Origin of the sequence: Dysgonomonas sp. BGC7 (genome assembly GCF_001261735.1) — a bacterium.
In the GTDB taxonomy this organism is placed as follows: Bacteria; Bacteroidota; Bacteroidia; order Bacteroidales; family Dysgonomonadaceae; genus Dysgonomonas.
Genome location: NZ_CVRP01000001.1, coordinates 258,076 through 278,073, shown reverse-complemented (window position 1 = coordinate 278,073; position 19,998 = coordinate 258,076). Strand labels below are relative to the sequence as shown.

Sequence of the window (19,998 nt, the reverse complement as noted above, 5' to 3'; positions counted from 1 at the left end):
CAACAGAAACTATTTATCGTTCTATCTAGGAAAGGATAGATAGAAGTACCACAGAGGATACTTAACTAAAAAAATAAGATACGGGAGGTGCTCGTAGGTTTTTTACAGAACCTACATACGGGGAGATATAAGAATTGAGATATGGTTTCTGTTCCTGTATCAACCCAAACTGAGGCATTTCCATAAAGAACTGATTCAGAGAGTATATGGAGAACAGGAGAGAAAGACAATGTCCGCAAGGTATTAGATCGTCGTGAATATCATCATTATTGCGAATGACAATTTCCTTCAGATCACAGTCTTCTGAATTTGAATGATGGTGTTCTTGCTGTGAGTGTGTACCACAACAACAGCATTCTCCTATATCGTCATGATGATCGGAACAAGTTTGCTGATGCTTCAATTCATTTAAGGAGAAACACACAATACCATCGTGGTGAGAATGAGGCAAAACTGAATGAGCCAATAAAAAAATATTGGCTGACAACAATAGCACTAAAATGAGTATTTGTTTTACCCTCATTTTACAAAGGTAGAATAAATCTGGAAAACAAACGCTTTTTTCAAGAACAATAGGGTTTTATATTTGATAGTAATATATAATTTTAGTGTGAAAAGGTTTATATTTAACTTTCAAATTTTATATTTGTGGAGAATAAACTATATAAAATAAGTATGAAACCAAAGATCAAATATATCTTCCTGCATATAGTTCTATTGATCTATGCCTTATCGACATCTTACATCAATGCGCAAAATACACATCAGAATACTCTCGACTCTATACAAACATCAAGAATAGAACAAGATTCTTTACGCATTCAGGAATTGGAAGTACAGATTCAAGAGTTGAAACTGAATGAAATAGCATTTATTAACGAGAAGAGTAGTAAAGGTAAAGCTGACTCGATAAAAAAAGCTGACCAAAAAAGACAAATAGACTCACTCCGTTTGGTAACAAGAGGCTTTCCTGTCATTGTAGAAGGAGATACCTTATTTAGTTTATATTCGAGAAGAGGAGGCGTAATGCCTGCCGACCGAGCAAAAAAGACCACTGATATGATAGTAGGGTTGGGTAAAAAACTTACAATGAAACCCGATTCTATCTATGTCTTCGAAAGTGAATTTGTAACTGATATTATGTCAGGAGATCAAGTTATAATCACTCTCACAGACCAAGATGGGTTATGGCAAAACACAACAAGAGAAGATCTTGCACACCAATATTTACAAACCATCTCGAATAAGGTTTCAGAACTGCATGCCGAATACGGGCTTCAACAGAAAATAAAATCTTTTCTACTGCTTATTTTAGTTATTTTTCTACAAATACTTTTAATATACCTAACCAATAAACTTTTCAAAAAGATAGGTATATATATAAAGAAGTTTACCAGTGAAAAACTAAAAACCATATCTATTTTCAACTACGAATTTCTGAACAATGAGAAACAAGAGCGAATACTGATGGTTATTACCAATATTATCAAATACATATTGATAATAATCCAGCTTATCATTTTCTTGTCTGTCGTATTTTCTATTTTTCCGGAAACAGAGAAGTACGCATACCTCCTACTGTCTTATATATGGAATCCGGCAAAAGATATACTAAAAGCTATAGCAAGCTTTCTTCCGAATCTGTTCAAAATAGTACTAATATATTTATTCTTCAGATATGCAGTGCGTGGGTTAAAATATATAGCTAATGAGATATCGGCAGAACGACTAAAAATAAAAGGATTTTATCCCGATTGGGCTATGTCTACTTACCAGATATTGCGTTTCTTACTATATTCATTCATGCTTATAATGATATGGCCATTACTCCCCAATTCAAGTTCTCCGGTATTTCAGGGAGTTTCGGTATTCATCGGTTTAATTATCTCTTTAGGTTCCACAACTGTTATTGGTAACCTAATGGCAGGACTCGTTATCACATATATGCGGGGCTTTAAGATAGGAGACCAGATAAAACTAAACGATACTGTAGGCAACGTGATAGAAAAAACTCCTTTCGTGATCCGTATACGAACATCGAAAAACGAGATAATCACTATCCCAAATTCTTTTATCATGTCTTCTCAAACTACTAACTATAGTGCATCTGCCCGCGATCGTGGAATTGTAGTTTATTCAGACATCACAGTAGGATATGAAATTCCTTGGCAAAAAGTGAAACAATTACTAATCGACGCAGCCACACAAACAGATGGAATAATGTTGAAACCTGAGCCTTTCGTCTTAGTTAAAGAGCTTGCCGATTTTTATTGCTGTTATCAGATAAATGCCTATACAGACAGAGACTTATCCATGCCTCGTGTATATTCTGAACTACATCAGAACATAATAGATAAATTCAATGAGGCAGGAATCGAGATTATGTCTCCACATTTCTATGCAAAAAGAGATGGCAACGATATTATGATGCCTTCCGAGTATAAAAGGAAATGATACATAAAAGAAGTGTCGGAATATTATTCCGGCACTTCTTTTATGAAATGATATATATGATTAATCTTCGTCTTTTTGGCTTGCTTCGTATTCCTTAAGCAATTTATCCTGCACATCGGAAGGTACAAGCTCATAACTGGCAAACTTCATAGTAAATGATGCTCGTCCTCCAGTGAGAGAACTCAGAGATATGGAATAGTTAGCCATTTCTTTCAAAGGTACTTTCGCATTCAGCATTTCAATACCTTTATCGCTTTCCATACCCATAATCATTGCACGACGCCCTTGCAAATCGCTCATAACATCTCCCATTTTATCGGAAGGCACAGCGACAGTTACATCGTATATCGGCTCCAATATTTTAGGGCCTGCGTTACGAAAAGCTTCACTAAAAGCATTACGCCCCGCAAGCATAAAGGATATTTCATTCGAATCTACAGGGTGCATCTTGCCGTCATAAACAATAACGCGTACATCTCGGGCATAAGAACCTGTAAGAGGCCCTTGCTCCAATCTAGACATCACACCCTTCAATATAGCTGGCAAGAAGCGTGTATCAATAGCTCCGCCAACAATACTACTCACAAAAACGAGTTTTCCACCCCAGTCAAGATCATAAACCTGAGTATCGCGCGCCTGAACCTTAAATTCCTGTCCGTTAAACTTATACGTTTCCGGCATAGGCATTCCCTCTACATAGGGTTCTACAATCAAATGTACCTCACCAAATTGTCCGGCTCCTCCCGATTGTTTTTTATGACGATAATCGGCACGAGCAGCTTTTGTTATCGTTTCTCGATAAGGTATCTTAGGTTCGGAATATACAATTGCTATTTTATCATTATTTTCTATTCTCCACTTTAAGGTCTTCAAATGAAACTCTCCCTGCCCTGATACAATCATTTGTTTGAGTTCTTTCGAGTTCTCGATCAACCATGTAGGATCTTCTTCTCTCATCCGTTGAAGAACTTCACTCAGTTTTTCTGTATCTTTTTCGTTCTCCGCCTTTATTGCACGACGATATTTAGGATCAGGATATTTTATAAAATTGAATTTATTATCAACACCTTTTACATTCAGGGTATTTCCTGTACGCACATCTTTAAGCTTAACTGTTGCCCCGATATCTCCGGCAACTAATTCTTCTACCTTTGTACGCTGTTGTCCGGCAGGACAGAATAGTTGTCCCATACGCTCTTTCGATCCTCTGTCAGCGTTTACAAAATCATCACCTTCATGTACTTTCCCACTCATTACCTTAAAATATGAAACTTCTCCCACATGAGGTTCCACCATTGTTTTGAAGAAGAACAAGCTGGTAGGAGCATCCGAATCAGGTTTTATCTCCGCACCCTCTGTATTTACAGGAGCAGCCAAATCACGTACATAGGGAACTACATTTCCAAGAAACTCCATAGTACGACGCACACACATATCTTTTTCGGCAGACACACAGAAAACAGGATAGAGATCTCTATTGACCAATCCCCAACGAATCCCCATACGCATTTCGTCTTCGGTAAGTGTACCCTGATCGAAGAATTTTTCCATCAGAGACTCTTCATTTTCTGCTGCTGCTTCTATTAATTTCTGTTGCAATTCTGCCGCTTTATCCATTTCTTCGGCAGGTATATCCAGCACTTCGGGAACTCCGCCTTCGGGTTTCCATCTGAACATTTTAAATTTCAAAACATCCACAACTGCGTTGAAACCTTCACCACAGTTTATAGGATATTGTACCAATACGGCCTTTTCTCCGTAGTCGGCTTTCAGCTGAGAAACCACATTATCAAAATCTGCTTTTGGGTGATCCAGCTGGTTTACAATAAAAATAACAGGTTTTTTCAACCGTTGTGTATATCTCAGTTGGTTGATGGTTCCCACCTCAATACCATACTGAGCATTAAGTACCATAAGTGCAGTATCTGTTACATTGAGAGATGTAACTACATTACCCACAAAGTCATCCGACCCCGGACAGTCAATAAAGTTTAGTTTACGATTCATCCATTCCACAGAGAAAATGCTGGAAAAAACGGAATATCCGTATTCTTTTTCCACGGGGAAATAGTCCGAGACAGTATTTCCGTCCTTAACACTTCCTCTGCGTTTTATGACACCCGCTTCATAGAGCATGGCTTCGGCGAGAGTGGTTTTGCCCGCTCCCGAACTACCAAGAATAGCAATATTCTTGATTTCTTGTGTTTGGTAAGTTCTCATGGCTAAAATGTTTTTACATGGTTAATATTTATGTACCTTTTACCAAAAGAGCCTCTTTTTGGAGGCGATATTTCCAAAATTAATGAAATGTTTTGAGGAAACGGTTATATTTTAGGCTCTAAAACACCAAACATGTTGAATAATATCTTTTTGCTATTATCTTATATTACAATATACTATCAACATGTACGACAATAGACTGTAGATAGCATACCTGATCCATCCAATGTTATTATCTGCACAATATATATATTTTAGACTATCCATAAAATAACAAATTTAGTTTTCTGCTACAAAATGATAGTAAAGTCATAATTTATAGTCAAATAAACTTTTTCGTTGTCACTCTTTTTATTTACCTTAGAACAAAATTTGATGTATCCTTAAACATTGAGACCTATGGAAAAAATCACAACCTCGGAAGTCCTTGATTGGGCTAAACAATTTTTAGACAAAGCGGAAAAAGAATTAACTACCGAAGAGGTAAAAGAACAGAAAAAATTTGCTTCATTAGTACAAACACCTTCAAGTAAAACTCTATTATCCAAAATGTTGGATGAGTCGTCCCAAATAAGGGACAATAGCAAACTTGTAAAACGAATGACATTATTGATCAAAGAATACGGAATACCCGATTTCTTTAATTCTTTCGATCGATTTCAATTGCAACTATTTATGAATTTCGGTTTTTTAGCACCCAACATAGCTATGCCGTTATTTAATCAAAGACTACGAAAAGAAACAAATAAAATAATCATATCAGAAGAACGACCAGCTCTTACCAGCCATCTATCAAATAGATGGAAAAACAAGATAGGACAAAATGTAAATCTGCTGGGTGAAGTCGTTTTGGGAGACGGAGAAGCTCGTAAACGATACGAACATTATCTGGAAGCATTAAAAGAACCGGATATTAATTACATCTCTATTAAGCTGTCGGGCATCTATGCTCAAATACACTCTCTCAGCTATGAGCAAAACAAAAAAGAACTTTGCGAATTAGTAGCAACCATATATCAACAGGCCATAGATAATCCTTATACAGAACAAGACGGAACAAGCAAACCGAAGTTTGTAAATCTTGATATGGAAGAATATAAAGATATGGACTTGACTTTAGACGTATTCCGCACGGTACTAAGCATGCCTCAATTCAAAAACTACACAGCAGGTATAGTTGTACAGGCATATCTCCCTGATGCAGGGCTATTGCAAGAAAAACTATTGAAATTTGCAAAAGAGCGTTATGCGAATGGCGGAGCTCCTCTAAAGATGCGATTGGTAAAAGGAGCCAACCTACAAATGGAAAGTATCATATCGTCCCTTAAAGGGTGGCCAAACCCCATTTACCCGACAAAAGTGGAAGTAGATGCTAATTATATGCATATACTCGATATAGCTATGATTCCCGAAAATGCGGAAGCATTACACCTTGGAGTAGCATCGCATAACTTTTTCAGTATAGCATACGCATATTTACTCAGCGAGAAAAACGAGGTTTCCAATTATGTTACTTTCGAAATGTTGGAAGGTATGGCTAACCATTTGCCGCGGGTTATGAGAAGTCTGGGTAAACAAATTATATTATACACACCTGTAGTAAAAAAAGAGCATTTCCTCAATGCAATATCATATTTAGTACGGAGATTGGACGAGAATACAGGAAAAGATAACTTTCTGAGTTATTCTTTCAACCTAAAGTTGGACAGTTCGCAGTGGAATTTCCTTGCGCAACAGTTTTTAGATGCTTATAAATTAAAAGACGGCATCGTTCATCAAGCCTTCCGTACTCAAAACAGAAACGACAAACCAATAGCTGTAAAAGACATCAATGTATTCAAGAATGAACCAGATACAGATCTCGATCTCGACCAGAATCGTGAGTGGGCATTGGAATCGCTAAGAAAATGGGGTACACTGATTAATGATAAGAACTTTGTTGTTCCTGTTCAGATTGGGGATAAAGAAATTATTACAGAAAATAAGAAGAAATACTTTGACCGAAGTCGTAATGACGAAGTATGCTTCTGCGAAGCAAACCTTTCTTCTCTCGATCAGCTAAAGGAAATAATAGCAATAGCGGAAGAAGACAAATCGGAGTGGAGAAAAACAGGCATCGACAAACGCAACGAAATACTTCATCAGGTAGCAGACAATCTGAGTGCTAAAAGAGGCGATCTAATCGGCTGCATGGCTTCCATAACCGGAAAAACCTTTACCGAAGGAGATGTGGAAGTTTCGGAAGCAATAGATTTCTGCCGCTTCTACCCTATAACGATGAAACACTTCGAAGAGCTGAACACTATATCCTACTCTCCCAAAGGAATAATACTGGTAATCCCGCCTTGGAATTTTCCATTGGCAATACCTGTAGGAGGAGTAGCAGCTGCCTTAGCAGGAGGAAATACCGTTATACTAAAACCTGCAACCGTCGCCTTACCTATTGCATGGGAATTTGCAAAATGCTTTTGGGATGCAGGAGTGCCAAAAGATGCTTTACAAGTAGTATGTAGTGCAGATCGTTCTTCGCTCAACTATCTTACATCTCATCCTTCGGTGAAACATATAATATTAACAGGAGGTACGGATACGGCATTCAGGCTCTTAGAAAACAGCCCAAAAACTCCACTCTCTGCCGAAACAGGAGGGAAAAATGCAATAATACTGACCGGAAACGGAGATCAGGATCATGCTATACTAAATGTAGTGGCATCTGCCTTTGGCAATGCAGGACAAAAATGCTCGGCATGCTCATTACTGCTTGTTGATAAGAAAACATATAATGACGAAAATTTCAAAGCAAAACTAAAGGATGCAGTAATAAGTATGCGCACCGGTAGCGTATGGGATACAATGAATATGGTAGGTCCTATGATTACCAACGATAATGAAAAACTGCTGCATGCTATCAACAATCTCGAAAATGGTGAATCGTGGCTTGTGGCTCCCGAATTTGCAGATGAAAAGAAATATATTCTCAAACCAACGGTGAAATGGGGAGTAAAACCGGGAAGCTTTACTTTTACCAATGAATTGTTCGCTCCGCTTCTGTCTGTAGTATGCATCGACGATCTGGAACAGGGAATAGAATATGCAAACTCTTCAGAATACGGACTTACAGCAGGATTGCAGAGTCTGGATGAAAATGAAATTGAAATCTGGAGAAACAGTATCGAAGCCGGCAACTTGTATATAAACAGAGGCATTACAGGAGCAATTGTAAACCGTCAACCATTTGGAGGGATGAAACGTTCTGCTTTCGGAGGTGGTATCAAGGCCGGAGGCCCAAATTATGTGTCTTGCTTTGTCGAATTTACAGAAGGACAAACTCTATCTGTCACAGAGAAGTCTCCTTTAGCCGATCTAGTTACCGATGAAAAGGATAAAGCTCGATTAAGTTATGCGTGGGGTAGTAATAAACAAGCTTGGATAACTGAATTTTCACAAGAAAGGGATGTTAATAACCTATATGGAGAAGAAAATATTTTCCGCTACCTTCCTCTAAAAAACATAGGACTACGCGTACAAGAGAGCGACAGCCTTACAGATATATTACTCATACTAAGTGCTGTAAAAATAACGACAACACCTCTTATTATAAGTCTTTCAGGAAACGACAGCAAATTACACGCTATAGAAAAAGCTGCCAGCCTCTTGTTGGGTATAGTGATAAAGATCCAAGAGGAGAATAATTTTATCGAAGAGATGCACCAATATGAGCGTGTTCGTACGTGTTCAGCAAATCTATCCGATGCTATTTATGAAAAAGCTGCCAAACTAGGTAAGCACATAGCATCAAACAAACCTCTTGTAGAAGGTAGGTTAGAATTATTACATTATCTGAAAGAACAAAGTATTGCACATGAATATCACCGCTATGGAAGTATCTTCGGCGAAGATAAATAGGAGTAATTTGCATTAAATCATAAGAGAGTTATAGGTTACGAAAAAACTTATAGCTCTTTTTTTATAAAAACACACTTATTGATGTTACAAATTTTCATTAGTATCGTTATCTAAATAAATGGAGTTGGAAAAATTTGAAAGAATAGTCGCAACCACAAGGAAAAATCTGAAAAGCTTTGCTCTAAGCATGCTAAAGGATGAAGATGAAGCAGAGGATGCTATTCAAGAGACATATATGAAATTGTGGAAGGTTAAAGACCAGATCTCTAACCATCCCAATATCAAAGGCTATGCTATGCAAACGCTAAAAAACATATGTATCGACAAGTTAAGAACGAAGAAACATAATATTTCTTTGGATGATTTAAGTATTGCCGAAACGACTCTAACACCATATACATACACTGAACAACAAGATAATAACTCGATTATTAGAAATATAATAGAATCACTACCTAAAATACAGCAGCAGGTAATAAAAATGCGAGATATAGAAGGATTTGAATTGGAAGAAATAGCTCAAATAATAGGAATCGACGTCACAGCTGTAAGAGTAAATCTCTCGAGAGCTAGAAAAAATGTAAGAATCCAATTTTTGGAAATAAATAAGATATGAAAAATATAGATAAATTACTCGAAAAATATTTTGAAGGAGAAACCTCTTTACAAGATGAACAAGAACTTCGTGAATATTTCTCCCGACCTAACATCGAAGAAAAATATAAAAGCTATGCTCCTATGTTTAGTTATTTTTCAGAGAATCAAAAACCGCGATCAAAAAGCAAATCAAAGAGAAGAAATATTCTGTTCATCTGCACCAATATTGCAGCCAGTATAGCCTTACTGATAGGAGCTTACATTGTATTTGTATCGCCATTAGATAGCAATACAAGCCAATCGGTAGTCTATATTGACGGAAAAAAAAGTACTGATTTAAATATTATAAATAACAAGGCATTAATATCCATAGAAAATATATCCGAGATGAACGAGGATGTATTGAATTCCCAAATAGATATAGTAGCCTCTTTTATCGAATAAATATATAAGTATGGTAAAGTATAAATTATTAATGATATTATGCCTTCTTCAGGTAGTGTGTGTGTACGGCAGAGCACAGAATCATCTGAAAGTCAAAAATATATTTGACAAATATGGAAAGAGAGAAGGATCTATACTTGTTCAGTTATCAACAGATATTCTTGCACCGAAAACAAATATCACATTATATAAAAGTCTGATCATAGGTTGCAGAGGCGTAGTAGAGGAAGATATTGTAAACGCAATCAAAACAGATATAGTGGATGGTATAATAATATCGGAAGCGAAGAAAAATGGAAAAATAGAATATCTAACTTATTATATAGAAAATAAAATTTCGAAAGATAACGAATTTATCCTTTATAAAAATAAAGGGGACAAAATCATATTGGTCTATTTGAATGGAAAAATCACACCCAAAGACCTTGAAACAGAATTAGGAAAACTGAAAGATTTACTAATCTATGTAAATAATAAACGTATAAAATTACAATAACACTATGAAAAGATTAACAATTTTATTTCTATCCGTATTTTTCATTTTATCAATAAGTGCAAAAGAGTACATCTGTCTCCAAGACACTATTACCGAAACAATAGCTGAGGCTGAACAAACAGGAAGTAGTGAAAATAGCAGTGTAATATATAATGGCTCGTCTTACAACGTCATCTTTTCATGGAAGAAGAACAAGAAGCATCTTAGTCCGCATTGGACAGGAATAGGAATGGGCTTTATGGATTACAACAGCGATAAAATACCTAATGGAAGTCTCAAGATGAGTACATCTCATAATTTCACAGTCAATCTGTTCGACTCTCATAAGCAGTTAAGTAACCATTGGCTATTAGTTAGCGGTATAGGTACAGAGTGGTCACGTTACCACTTCGATGAGAACGCTACCTTGACCAAACAGGACGGAAAAACACTCTTTGAACCAGCTCCCGAAGGAATAAACTACAAATCGACCAAACTACTTGCCTATTATGTTACAGTACCTTTACTGTTCGAATATCAAGCCTCTAATTTTCATATCTCAGGCGGAGCTGTTGCAATGTTTAAATATTATTCTAAATCTCAGGTAAAATACTACATTGAAAATAAAAAGTATGTGGAGAATAAAGGAAGAGACCTCAATATACGCCCGATAGATTTACGATTAAGGATTCAAATAGGATTCAACGATATTGCAATATATGGTTATTATGCCCCTATATCCATGTTCAAAAAAGACAAAGGTCCCGAATTAAGAACTTATACTATTGGTTTAATGATTGGAGTATAAGAAAGAATAAAACAAGATAAAATAAATCCCTGTGAAAATATATCTCACAGGGATTTAATCATTATGGAACGGTCACTAAACTTTTATTAATCTATATTTATTTCTTTTCCTTGATAGAAATCGAGTATTTTGGCTCTGAATATAAAATCATATTTAGCTTGTATACGCTCAGATTTACTTGTCAGCAATTTTGTCTGTGCTTCATTAAGCTCAAAAACTGTAGACTTTCCGGCTTCGTACCTCTCGCGTGCATATTTAAAAGATTCTTCGGCAGCATCAAATGCTTTTCCTGTAGAGGTATATTTAGCCTGTGCATTTACCGCACTCTGATACGCTTGTTGAATATCTTTAAACAAGGCCAGCTTAACATTTTCGAGAATCAAAGATTGATTTTCTATATTCAGACGGGCAGAACGCACCTGATTACGTGTTTGGAAACGGTTGAAAAGAGGAATGCTTAGGCTAAAACCTAATGATTCGGAACCACGCTTATTCATCTGATCAAAAAAACCCATACCTCGTACTCCTGATAGTTTTAAGTAATATGTTTGATAGTTTGCTTCAAAATTTAAAGTTGGCCAATATCCGGATTGCGCAACTTTCAAAGATTTCTTACTACTCTCTAATTTCAACTCTGCTTCTTTAACATGTGGCTTTATACCTAATGCCATCTGATATACATTGTTAGGAGGCAACACACTTCCTATATTATTATCTATTGCATCATCACCCAAGTCGGGCTGAACAATATCGAATCCTTCCGAGACCGGAAGATTGAGAGATTGCGACAGGTTAAGTAAAGATAAAGATAAATCATTAGATGCCTGTATTATATTCAACTCATCTTTAGCAGCCTGCGCTTTTATATCATATAGCTGCGATGCCGGAATTTTTCCTGTCTGCAACAGTATTTCAGTTTTATCTACCTGAAATTTACTTTGATTAAACTGTTCCTCATAAGCTTTTTGTATTTCTTTCTTGAAAAGGACTTCCAAAAATAAAGATACTACCTGCAATTCCAAATTTTCCTTTGCTTTCTTCAATCCTTCAGTTGCCGCTTGCAAATTCAATTTATCAACCTTTATCTGATTCGGAATCTTAAATCCTGTAAATAAAGGAATAGATGTTTTTACATTAAACGAAGACCTTGAAGAGTTTGAAGCTACCGACGTATTATCGTCTGAAATAGAACGTCCAAAATCAAATCCTTGTCCTAAGCTCGCATTCAGGTCGGGCAATCGACTATTCTTAGTTGTACTAAGATCTATTTCTGCACTTTTCACATTCAAGGACTGTTGTTGCAGTTCTATATTATTTTCCACAGCATAATCAATACACTGACGTAAAGTCCATTTATTCTGAGCCAGAGAAGAGAGACTAAACAATAAACCTATAGCTATTATATATGTTTTCATATCCTATTAGTTATTTTTTTTCTGTCTTTTGTTTCGACTTATCCAAAACTTCGTTGCCTCTGATTCGATCTCCTTTTTTCAAGCCGCTTTTTACCTCTACTTTAATGCCATCCGACAATCCAATTTTAACTGGTAATTTATCAAAAACCTGCTTATTATCTGTTGAGTCTTTCAAGAGATAAACAAAAGTAGAATCGTTACTGAAAGTTATAGTACTTTCGGGGATGGTAAGCACTTTTTCTGCCTTGGCTAATACTATAGCTGCATTTGCACTATATCCGGCACGAACCACCACTGTATCAGGGATTCTAGCAGCAGCCTTTATTTCAAACAAAATAGCTCCATTTTCCTCAACCCCTTTTGGTGCAATATATTCTAACGTTGCATCAAACTTTTGTCCATCTATGGCACCTACCGATAGTTTTATAGGCATACCTGTATGCACACGCCCGACTTCTGTTTCATCAATTTTTCCGATGAATATCATATCATTCATGTTGGCAATAGTAGCAATAGTAGTACCATCGTTGAATGTATTGGCCTGTATTACAGAGTTACCAGCTTTTACCGGCACATCGAGTATCATACCTGTAATAGTAGAACGTATCTGAGTATTACTATATTGAGCTGTCTTTTGTGAAATACCTGTTTTCACAATATCAAGATTATCTTTTGCATTCTGCAATTCTTCCTGAGCTTTTTTAAAGTCGGCTTCAGACTTATCCATTTCTTCTTTTGCAATAACACCTTTTGCAAATAATTCTTTTTGACGATTATATTCAGCCCTTACTTGAGTCAGACTAATCTGAGCCACAGTTACACGCGATTCAGAAGAATTGAGCTGTGCTACATCAGGTACGACTTTTACTGTTGCAATAATATCGCCGGTTTTTACAAAGTCTCCGGCCTCTTTAAGCACCTCTGAGATAATACCCGATATTTGAGGTTTTATCAGGATTTCGTCGCGAGGCGAAACTTTACCCGTAGCCACTGTTGTATTCTCTACATCGCCCAAATCTGCCGATACAATCTCATATACCGCCTCCTTTGGTTGACTTTTTATTGCAAGAAAGACGAATGTACCAATGAATATAACACCAATGACTACAATCAGTATAATCTTAAAAGCTTTTTTCATATTATTTAGTTTATAATTTTTTATCGTTTATTATCTTCTATCATTTATCGTTTATTCTTCCCTTATTGCATCAATGGCTTTGATACTCAAAGCTCTCATTGCAGGCATGAGACCAGACAAAACTCCGGCGATAATCAATACACACATCGCCTTAATTGCTGTCCAGAAAGAGACGAACGGAGGTATAAGGAATACATCATCGCCTATATTTCCCGTCATAAAATAACTTACCAGTTCGACTAAAGCTACTCCTGCAAAAAAGCCAATGAACCCAGCCAAAGCTGTGAGGACAAAACTCTCGCTCAATATCTGTTTTACAATAGTAACAGGCTTAGCCCCTAGCGCTCTTCTAACACCGATTTCGCGGGTGCGCTCTCTTACTGTTACAAGCATAATATTACTGATACCGATAATACCTGAAAGTAATGCACCACCACCTACAAACCATATTAGAAAGTTTATTCCGGTGAAAAGATTATTGAACATCTGAAATTCTTTCTCAATATTGAAACTTCTTACTGCTTTATCGTCAGTAGGTGCTATATCGTGAGCAACCCGAAGGATATTCTTTACTTCCTCTTCAACCATTGTTCCGGTATAACCCGATTTTGTTGTACAAGCAAGAAAATGAATTTTATCTCCCTGATTGAATGCTCGCTGCATTGTAGAAAACGGAATAAAAACAGTAGATTCGACATCTCCCCCGATAGAAGCTCCTGATTTGGGTCTGATAACGCCTATAACTTGAAAATAGATGCCATTGACACGTATATATTGCCCTTGAGGGTTTTCGTCAGGTTTAAAGAGTGTTTCATACACCTCTTTACCTATCACACATACTTTCCTGTAGCCTTCGATATCCAGATCATTGAATAGTCGCCCCGCCAAGATATGTTGCTGTTCGATCTGAAAATGTGCCGGATATACACCTCTTGTTCCATACGAACCAGATTTGGGGCCTCGTACAACATTCTTATCTCCACTGTCGCCAAAAAGTACAGGCGAAATAAGTTCTACCGATTGAGCTTTTTGCTTAATCAGCGTAAGATCTCTATTGTTCATATTCCACCAACGTCCTTTCCGATATCCTTTATAAGCCTCGCTGGTGCGATCGGTGAAAAAGAAACATGAGTTGGCAGCAAATCCATCAACGTTCTTCAGAATTCCTCCTTCGAAGGAATTACCTACTCCAACAAGAATGATCAGCATAAACAGCCCCCATGACACACCTAGTCCGGTAAGTATACTCCGAAACTTATTTCGGGTTATGGTTGCCCATATTTCTTGCCAATTATCTAAATCAAACATATTTTATTTCTAATTTTATTCGGCTCTCATTGCTTCTATCGGACTCACTTTTGTTGCTTTCAGTGCAGGAATTAATCCTGCAACAGTACCGGCCACAACCAACGCCAAAGTAGCTATAATGACTGTGGTAAGATCTACTGTGGGATCTTTAAATATACTGGGGCCGTCCGATGCTCCGGCACTAGCCGCCATCATATTGCTAATAAGCTCTGTTAAAGCCACTCCAGCTACCATTCCCATATATCCGGCTACAGATGTTATAATTATAGACTCAAAGATAATTAGCTTAAGTACTGAAAAAGGTGTTGCTCCTATTGCTTTGCGTATACCTATTTCGCGGGTACGTTCTTTTACTGTTATCAACATAATATTACCTACGCCGACAATTCCGGCGAGTAAGGAAGAAATTCCGATGACAACAATAAATGCAGTAATTATAAAAAATATACTTTCAGCCTCGAGCATATCCTGAGCTGTATTTCTCACATACAGAGCCGATCGGTCTGCGGGATCAAAGTTGTGCAACTTGCCCATCTGCATACGCAGACGTTCTATAAACTTCTCATTTTTTTCTTTCGAATCAAGTCCCACAACAGTGAAGTCTATACTCCGAAATCCCCATCCTTTATTATACAACATTTGAGCTGTAGTAAACGGTATATATGCCGGAGGGTTGTTGCTGAATGTATTAGAATCATCATATACACCAATCACCCTGAAAGCTATAGAGTTGTTTGCGACAATATACTTCCCTATTGGATCTTGATCTTTAAACAAGACCTTTTTCATATCGGGACTTATCACTACAACCTTCCTGCGATTTTGTACATCTATTTTATTAAGGAACCTTCCATTGCCAGTCAATACTTCTATATTGTTAATATAGGCCGCCTCTTCAGTTACTCCGTTCAGAGACCATGCTCCGTATTCTTTTTCATAAGATATAGTTACACTCTGATCTACCCGTACCGAAACATATTGCACTTCGGGTATTTTATTTCTTATAAGGTCGTAATCTTTGTAATCGAATTTTATATTCCGGTTAGAAGGCATTCCATTATACGGCATCGAAGTCCATCCCGGCCACAGTGTCACCGAATTTTTTGCACGATGCGAAAAATTTGAAGTTACTCCATTTTTCAGACCATTACCTGCTGCCAATAAGATGATAAGCATAAATATACCCCATGCCACAGCAATTCCGGTAAGGAATGTCCTCAACTTATTTTTACTGATAGTGGAAAGGATTTCTCGCAAAGAATCGAAATCGAACATACAGGTTTTTTTTACATTTCTATTATTGGATTCTCATTGACTTCTATTGCACCTATTACGCCATCTTTGATATGTATCACTCTATCTGTTGCATTAGCTACAGCTTGCTCGTGGGTAACAATAAGCATAGTGATGCCATCATTTGTATTTATTTCGCGAAGTAATTGCATTACCTCTCGTGAAGTTTTACTATCGAGTGCTCCGGTAGGTTCGTCGGCCAATATTATTTGAGGTTGGGCTATAAGAGCACGAGCAATGGCCACACGCTGCTTTTGTCCACCCGAAAGCTCATTAGGCATATGTAAGGCATGACTAGCCAATCCCATCTTATCCAGATATTCCATAGCCAGTGCATTGCGTTTTTTACGGTTCACTCCTTGATAGTAAAGAGGTAAAGCTACATTTTCTACAGCGTTTTTAAAGGAAATAAGATTGAAAGACTGAAATATGAATCCTATTTTCTTATTTCTCAACTCAGCAGCTAAAGTTTCACTGGGATTTTTAATTAGAACATCATCTAAATAATATTTCCCTGTATCATAGGTATCCAAAATTCCTAAAATATTGAGTAAAGTCGATTTTCCGGAACCCGAAGCTCCCATTATGGATACCAATTCTCCTCTTGCCACTTCCAGGTTGATCCCCTTCAAAACATGTAAGGGTACAGGCCCATTATAATACGATTTGTTCAGATTTTCAATTTTTATCACGCCTGTCTATTTATTAAATATATACTTTTTAATATCCAAAAATAGAATATATCTTTTTATTCAGCTTATATTCTGAGATCTTTATTATTTATATGTCGTAATAAACTAAAAAAGGTTACACTATTTTCGTTATTTTAACAAATAAAAAATCATATTGCCATTCTTATCAGAAAGAATCTCTTCATTCTATTTTTCAAGTATTCGGAATAATCCCTTTATAATCAAAACAAACACACTCTGCATAGCTATTTTACGTATCTTTATAAGTAATTTGAATATAGTATATACAGTTTGATATTGATTAAAAACAGAACATTATGTTTACCATCTTCGAAACTTACCCCTGGCTATTACCCATTGTTATTTTCTTCGGACGTATCTGTGATGTTACATTAGGTACTTTACGCATCATTTTCGTATCAAAAGGAGAGCGTTACAAAGCGCCTATTGTAGGTTTCTTTGAAGTATTCATATGGGTTGTGATTATTTCCCAAATTTTTGCTCATGCTGATAGTATTGTGGCCTATCTAGCTTATGCAGCAGGATATGCAGCAGGGAATTATGTAGGTATTTTAGTTGAGAATCGTATTGCTTTTGGTTATCAGCTACTTCGGGTATATACAAAAAAAGATGCTACAGAGCTTATTAAACTATTAAACAAAAAAGATATTGGAGCCACTTTCATCAGAGGAGAAGGAGCTATTTCTCAAGTTCATATTGTAGAAATAGTTATAGACAGAAAGTCGCTGAACGAAGTAGTAACAATCATATCAGAGTTTGACTCCAACGTTTTTTATCTGGTCGAAGATATAAGGTCTAAGAAAAAAGGAATATTTGCATCTAAAAACTGGAATAAGCAATCGTTTCTAAATCCAACAAAAAAATAGAGAAGAAAAAGAATTGGGAGTAACCTCTCAATCCTTTTTCTTCTCTATTTAAAACACTTATAATTAATAAGCTTATTTAACTTTCGAAACTTGTTCTTTTCCTGCTTTCCAAATTTTATATTTTACTTCAAAACCTTTTGGAGCATACACTACTATAGGCAATTTACTATTGTATCTTACAATTAAAGTCTGTCCCGAAACGAATTTGTCTACATTAGGCTTGTTGCAAGCCATCAGAGTAGATGTAGTTTTACCATCTGAAGAAAACTCATAATATGTATAGCCCCATCCTTCCAGATTTTTTTCAGTCAGAGTACCCATCAGACGATGCACATTGCAATCTACACTCATTACTTTACCCGGAACTATCTCTACTTTGAATGCAGATTCATCCGATTTCTTACTTAGTTCTATCACATGCCTCACCATACCTTCGGGGGCAGCAGGAAAGGGAGAAACATCATCTCCACCTTTAGCTGACGCTGATAAGGAATGAGCAGTAAATAAACAGATTGTAAGTAAAGCGGCTGCGAATTTCGTTAATTGTTTCATTTTTGTTTTATGTTTGGTTAATATACTTCTTACAAAAGAACAAAATACTAGAACAAAAGATCTCCAAATAACAACTTTTAACCAGTGGCGAAGGCAATAAATTAACGGTATTTAAGATACATCCCGAAGAATATCCTTTTTATAAATGTCATTTGCAATAAATACCCTAACTTTACACAACCAGAAGTCAGTTATACATTTCAGTAAATTGTATTATGAAAAAAGTTGAATTAATTCAATTGGCAGAGCTAATTGTAGATATAGAGAAATACTCGGGACATCAGGTAAACGAAATATTAGAGCTATTGCAAAGAAATATTTCTGAAGCGGAATTGGATTGCGAAGACAATTCTATTTCGGAAGAGAAACCTGATAATAGTATCAACAATTAAAACAATTCGGGATAGTTTTCTCTTGATATACAATGAACCTGTGATTTTATATCTTCATCCAGAAAAATATTCCACTCTAAACGTTCAAATTCTTTTTCTAGTGCACAACATGCCTTAAAATCCTCATCTGATACTTTATAAGTCTGACCGTCTTTAGTACCGGAAATAGAAATCTCAAAACGGAAATCCATTACCCATACATGAGCCTTATATCCAAACAGTTCTACATATTGTGGTTGTTCTACATCAGTATAACAGGGTATTACTATTTTCAACTTATCCAAATCATCAAAGGAATATGATTCGAGAGGATCGAAAGCTATATCTCCTTCTTTCAGGTTACTTAAAGTAATACTTAATGCACCGAGTTTAGTCTTCAAATCGCCTAGTCCATCGTATTTAAAATAGACACAAAAAGAATCTCCTTCGCAATTATGCCCTCCTCTCGATCTCATGTAGTGAAAGTATTGCAACTGCTTACACCATGAACTTATTTCTTCTTTTGTATTATTCTGGAAAAGGCGCTCATCCGAAATTTTGTCTAAACCCATATGTCAATATAATTAGCAATACTGCTAAGTTATCACATTTTTTCTTAATTGCGATTATAGGACGGACAATTAGAAGAAAAAACTCAATTGTTACTGCTATACAAAGGCATGAACAATTGAGTTCTCTATATTGTAAATTTCATATACAGACATTAGTATCCTACAGTAAAATGTTGTCGCGAATGCTTTCTTTCATCTATTTCATCTGCAACTACTACTGCTAGATCTTCGACCGAAACAGATGCTGTTCCATCTTTTATTACCGGTTCGTCGCGACCGATACGATACCGTCCTGTACGGCCTGTTGTTATTTGGTCATTCATCTCTGTAGGGGGTGATAGGTATACCCAATCGAGATAAGTCTCACGCCTCAATTTATCGAAATGGTCGCGAGATGCTCTTGCACCCTCTTTCATCTTCGAAGGAAAATTTTCGGTATCTACCAGTTGTTTTCCTCCAATATATAAGCTCCCTGCATTGCCTACTACAAAGAAGCGTCTGATGTTTGCTGCTCTTGTCGCTTTTTGTATCGACTCGTAGGCATCGACATAGTTATTGTAAAGATCGGGATTGTCCCAACCTGCATTATAAGCGCATATAACTAATTTATTTTCTCTCAACACTTCTGTCAGGGCTTCTGTGTTCATCACATCGACACCTACAGCAGAGAGTTTGTCATCGGTCTTTTCTATTTTTGCTACATTGCGGGCAATAGCAGTTACTTCATGACCTCTTGTTAATAACTCTTTTAATACCTGAGAGCCTACAAATCCGGTAGCTCCAATTAATGCAACTTTCATAATATCAAAACAATTAAATTTTTATTAAATAGTTTTTTAGAGGATAATTACACCCCAACTTTTATC

Annotated in this window: 17 protein-coding genes and 1 pseudogene; 8 read left to right on the top strand and 10 right to left on the bottom strand. The window is 36.5% G+C overall.

The window, feature by feature from the left end; genetic code table 11:
• Window positions 1–61: 61 nt before the first annotated feature.
• Window positions 62–523 (bottom strand): DUF6769 family protein, encoded by a 462-nt coding sequence (locus tag BGC7_RS01125; protein ID WP_050699703.1) that lies wholly within the window; start codon window positions 521–523, stop codon window positions 62–64.
• A gap of 152 nt (window positions 524–675) precedes the next feature.
• Between BGC7_RS01125 and BGC7_RS01120 the strand changes: the two genes are divergently transcribed.
• Entirely contained in the window at window positions 676–2,454 is a 1,779-nt protein-coding gene (locus BGC7_RS01120) for a mechanosensitive ion channel family protein (protein ID WP_050699702.1), read from the top strand.
• Between the two features lie 60 nt (window positions 2,455–2,514).
• On the opposite strand, the gene BGC7_RS01115 is transcribed toward BGC7_RS01120, so the two are convergent.
• Window positions 2,515–4,674 carry an elongation factor G gene (locus tag BGC7_RS01115; protein ID WP_050699701.1) on the bottom strand — a complete coding sequence of 720 codons (2,160 nt, stop codon included), beginning with the start codon at window positions 4,672–4,674 and terminating at the stop codon, window positions 2,515–2,517.
• A gap of 399 nt (window positions 4,675–5,073) precedes the next feature.
• Here BGC7_RS01115 and BGC7_RS01110 point away from each other — a divergent pair, with 399 nt between their 5' ends.
• From BGC7_RS01110 to BGC7_RS01090, 5 genes are all read left to right on the top strand, one after another.
• On the top strand, window positions 5,074–8,580 hold the full coding sequence (locus BGC7_RS01110; protein WP_050699700.1) for a bifunctional proline dehydrogenase/L-glutamate gamma-semialdehyde dehydrogenase: 3,507 nt from the start codon (window positions 5,074–5,076) through the stop codon (window positions 8,578–8,580).
• A 118-nt stretch (window positions 8,581–8,698) separates the two neighbouring features.
• The gene (locus BGC7_RS01105) at window positions 8,699–9,196 is read left to right on the top strand and encodes an RNA polymerase sigma factor (RefSeq protein WP_050699699.1); all 498 of its coding nucleotides are present in this window, start codon (window positions 8,699–8,701) and stop codon (window positions 9,194–9,196) included.
• The gene (locus tag BGC7_RS01100; RefSeq protein WP_050699698.1) at window positions 9,193–9,621 is read left to right on the top strand and encodes a hypothetical protein; all 429 of its coding nucleotides are present in this window, start codon (window positions 9,193–9,195) and stop codon (window positions 9,619–9,621) included. The genes BGC7_RS01105 and BGC7_RS01100 overlap by 4 nt, the downstream gene beginning before the upstream one ends.
• A 10-nt stretch (window positions 9,622–9,631) precedes the next feature.
• Window positions 9,632–10,117: a DUF6108 family protein gene (locus BGC7_RS01095; protein WP_087880026.1), complete on the top strand. Its 486-nt coding sequence runs from the start codon at window positions 9,632–9,634 to the stop codon at window positions 10,115–10,117.
• 4 nt (window positions 10,118–10,121) lie between these two features.
• Complete coding sequence (locus BGC7_RS01090) at window positions 10,122–10,904, top strand: outer membrane beta-barrel protein (protein ID WP_050699697.1); 783 nt, start codon at window positions 10,122–10,124, stop codon at window positions 10,902–10,904.
• Between the two features lie 86 nt (window positions 10,905–10,990).
• On the opposite strand, the gene BGC7_RS01085 is transcribed toward BGC7_RS01090, so the two are convergent.
• The 5 genes from BGC7_RS01085 to BGC7_RS01065 are packed head-to-tail and all read right to left on the bottom strand — an operon-like array spanning window position 10,991 to window position 16,750.
• Window positions 10,991–12,319, bottom strand: a complete 1,329-nt coding sequence (locus BGC7_RS01085; protein WP_050699696.1) for a TolC family protein — start codon at window positions 12,317–12,319, stop codon at window positions 10,991–10,993.
• 10 nt (window positions 12,320–12,329) lie between these two features.
• Window positions 12,330–13,457 carry an efflux RND transporter periplasmic adaptor subunit gene (locus BGC7_RS01080; protein WP_050699695.1) on the bottom strand — a complete coding sequence of 376 codons (1,128 nt, stop codon included), beginning with the start codon at window positions 13,455–13,457 and terminating at the stop codon, window positions 12,330–12,332.
• 51 nt (window positions 13,458–13,508) lie between these two features.
• Entirely contained in the window at window positions 13,509–14,765 is a 1,257-nt protein-coding gene (locus tag BGC7_RS01075) for an ABC transporter permease (RefSeq protein ID WP_050699694.1), read from the bottom strand.
• Between the two features lie 15 nt (window positions 14,766–14,780).
• Entirely contained in the window at window positions 14,781–16,040 is a 1,260-nt protein-coding gene (locus tag BGC7_RS01070) for an ABC transporter permease (protein WP_050699693.1), read from the bottom strand.
• 11 nt (window positions 16,041–16,051) lie between these two features.
• Window positions 16,052–16,750: an ABC transporter ATP-binding protein gene (locus tag BGC7_RS01065; protein WP_050699692.1), complete on the bottom strand. Its 699-nt coding sequence runs from the start codon at window positions 16,748–16,750 to the stop codon at window positions 16,052–16,054.
• Window positions 16,751–17,067: 317 nt separating this feature from the next.
• On the opposite strand from BGC7_RS01065, the gene BGC7_RS01060 reads away from it, so the two are divergent.
• Window positions 17,068–17,637, top strand: coding sequence for a DUF2179 domain-containing protein (locus tag BGC7_RS01060; RefSeq protein ID WP_050699691.1), 570 nt, complete (start codon window positions 17,068–17,070; stop codon window positions 17,635–17,637).
• Window positions 17,638–17,709: 72 nt separating this feature from the next.
• Here BGC7_RS01060 and eco read toward each other — a convergent pair whose 3' ends face one another.
• Entirely contained in the window at window positions 17,710–18,189 is a 480-nt protein-coding gene (gene eco, locus BGC7_RS01055) for a serine protease inhibitor ecotin (protein ID WP_050699690.1), read from the bottom strand.
• Window positions 18,190–18,404: 215 nt separating this feature from the next.
• Between eco and BGC7_RS18010 the strand changes: the two genes are divergently transcribed.
• Window positions 18,405–18,581 carry a hypothetical protein gene (locus BGC7_RS18010; RefSeq protein ID WP_185112930.1) on the top strand — a complete coding sequence of 59 codons (177 nt, stop codon included), beginning with the start codon at window positions 18,405–18,407 and terminating at the stop codon, window positions 18,579–18,581.
• Here the strand turns inward: BGC7_RS18010 and BGC7_RS01050 are convergent.
• Window positions 18,578–19,132, bottom strand: a complete 555-nt coding sequence (locus tag BGC7_RS01050) for a hypothetical protein (protein ID WP_050699689.1) — start codon at window positions 19,130–19,132, stop codon at window positions 18,578–18,580. The two genes, BGC7_RS18010 and BGC7_RS01050, sit on opposite strands and share 4 nt — an antisense overlap.
• Window positions 19,133–19,284: 152 nt before the next feature.
• A pseudogene (locus BGC7_RS01045) lies at window positions 19,285–19,938 on the bottom strand (NAD(P)-dependent oxidoreductase); the annotation flags it as partial.
• Window positions 19,939–19,998: the final 60 nt, after the last annotated feature.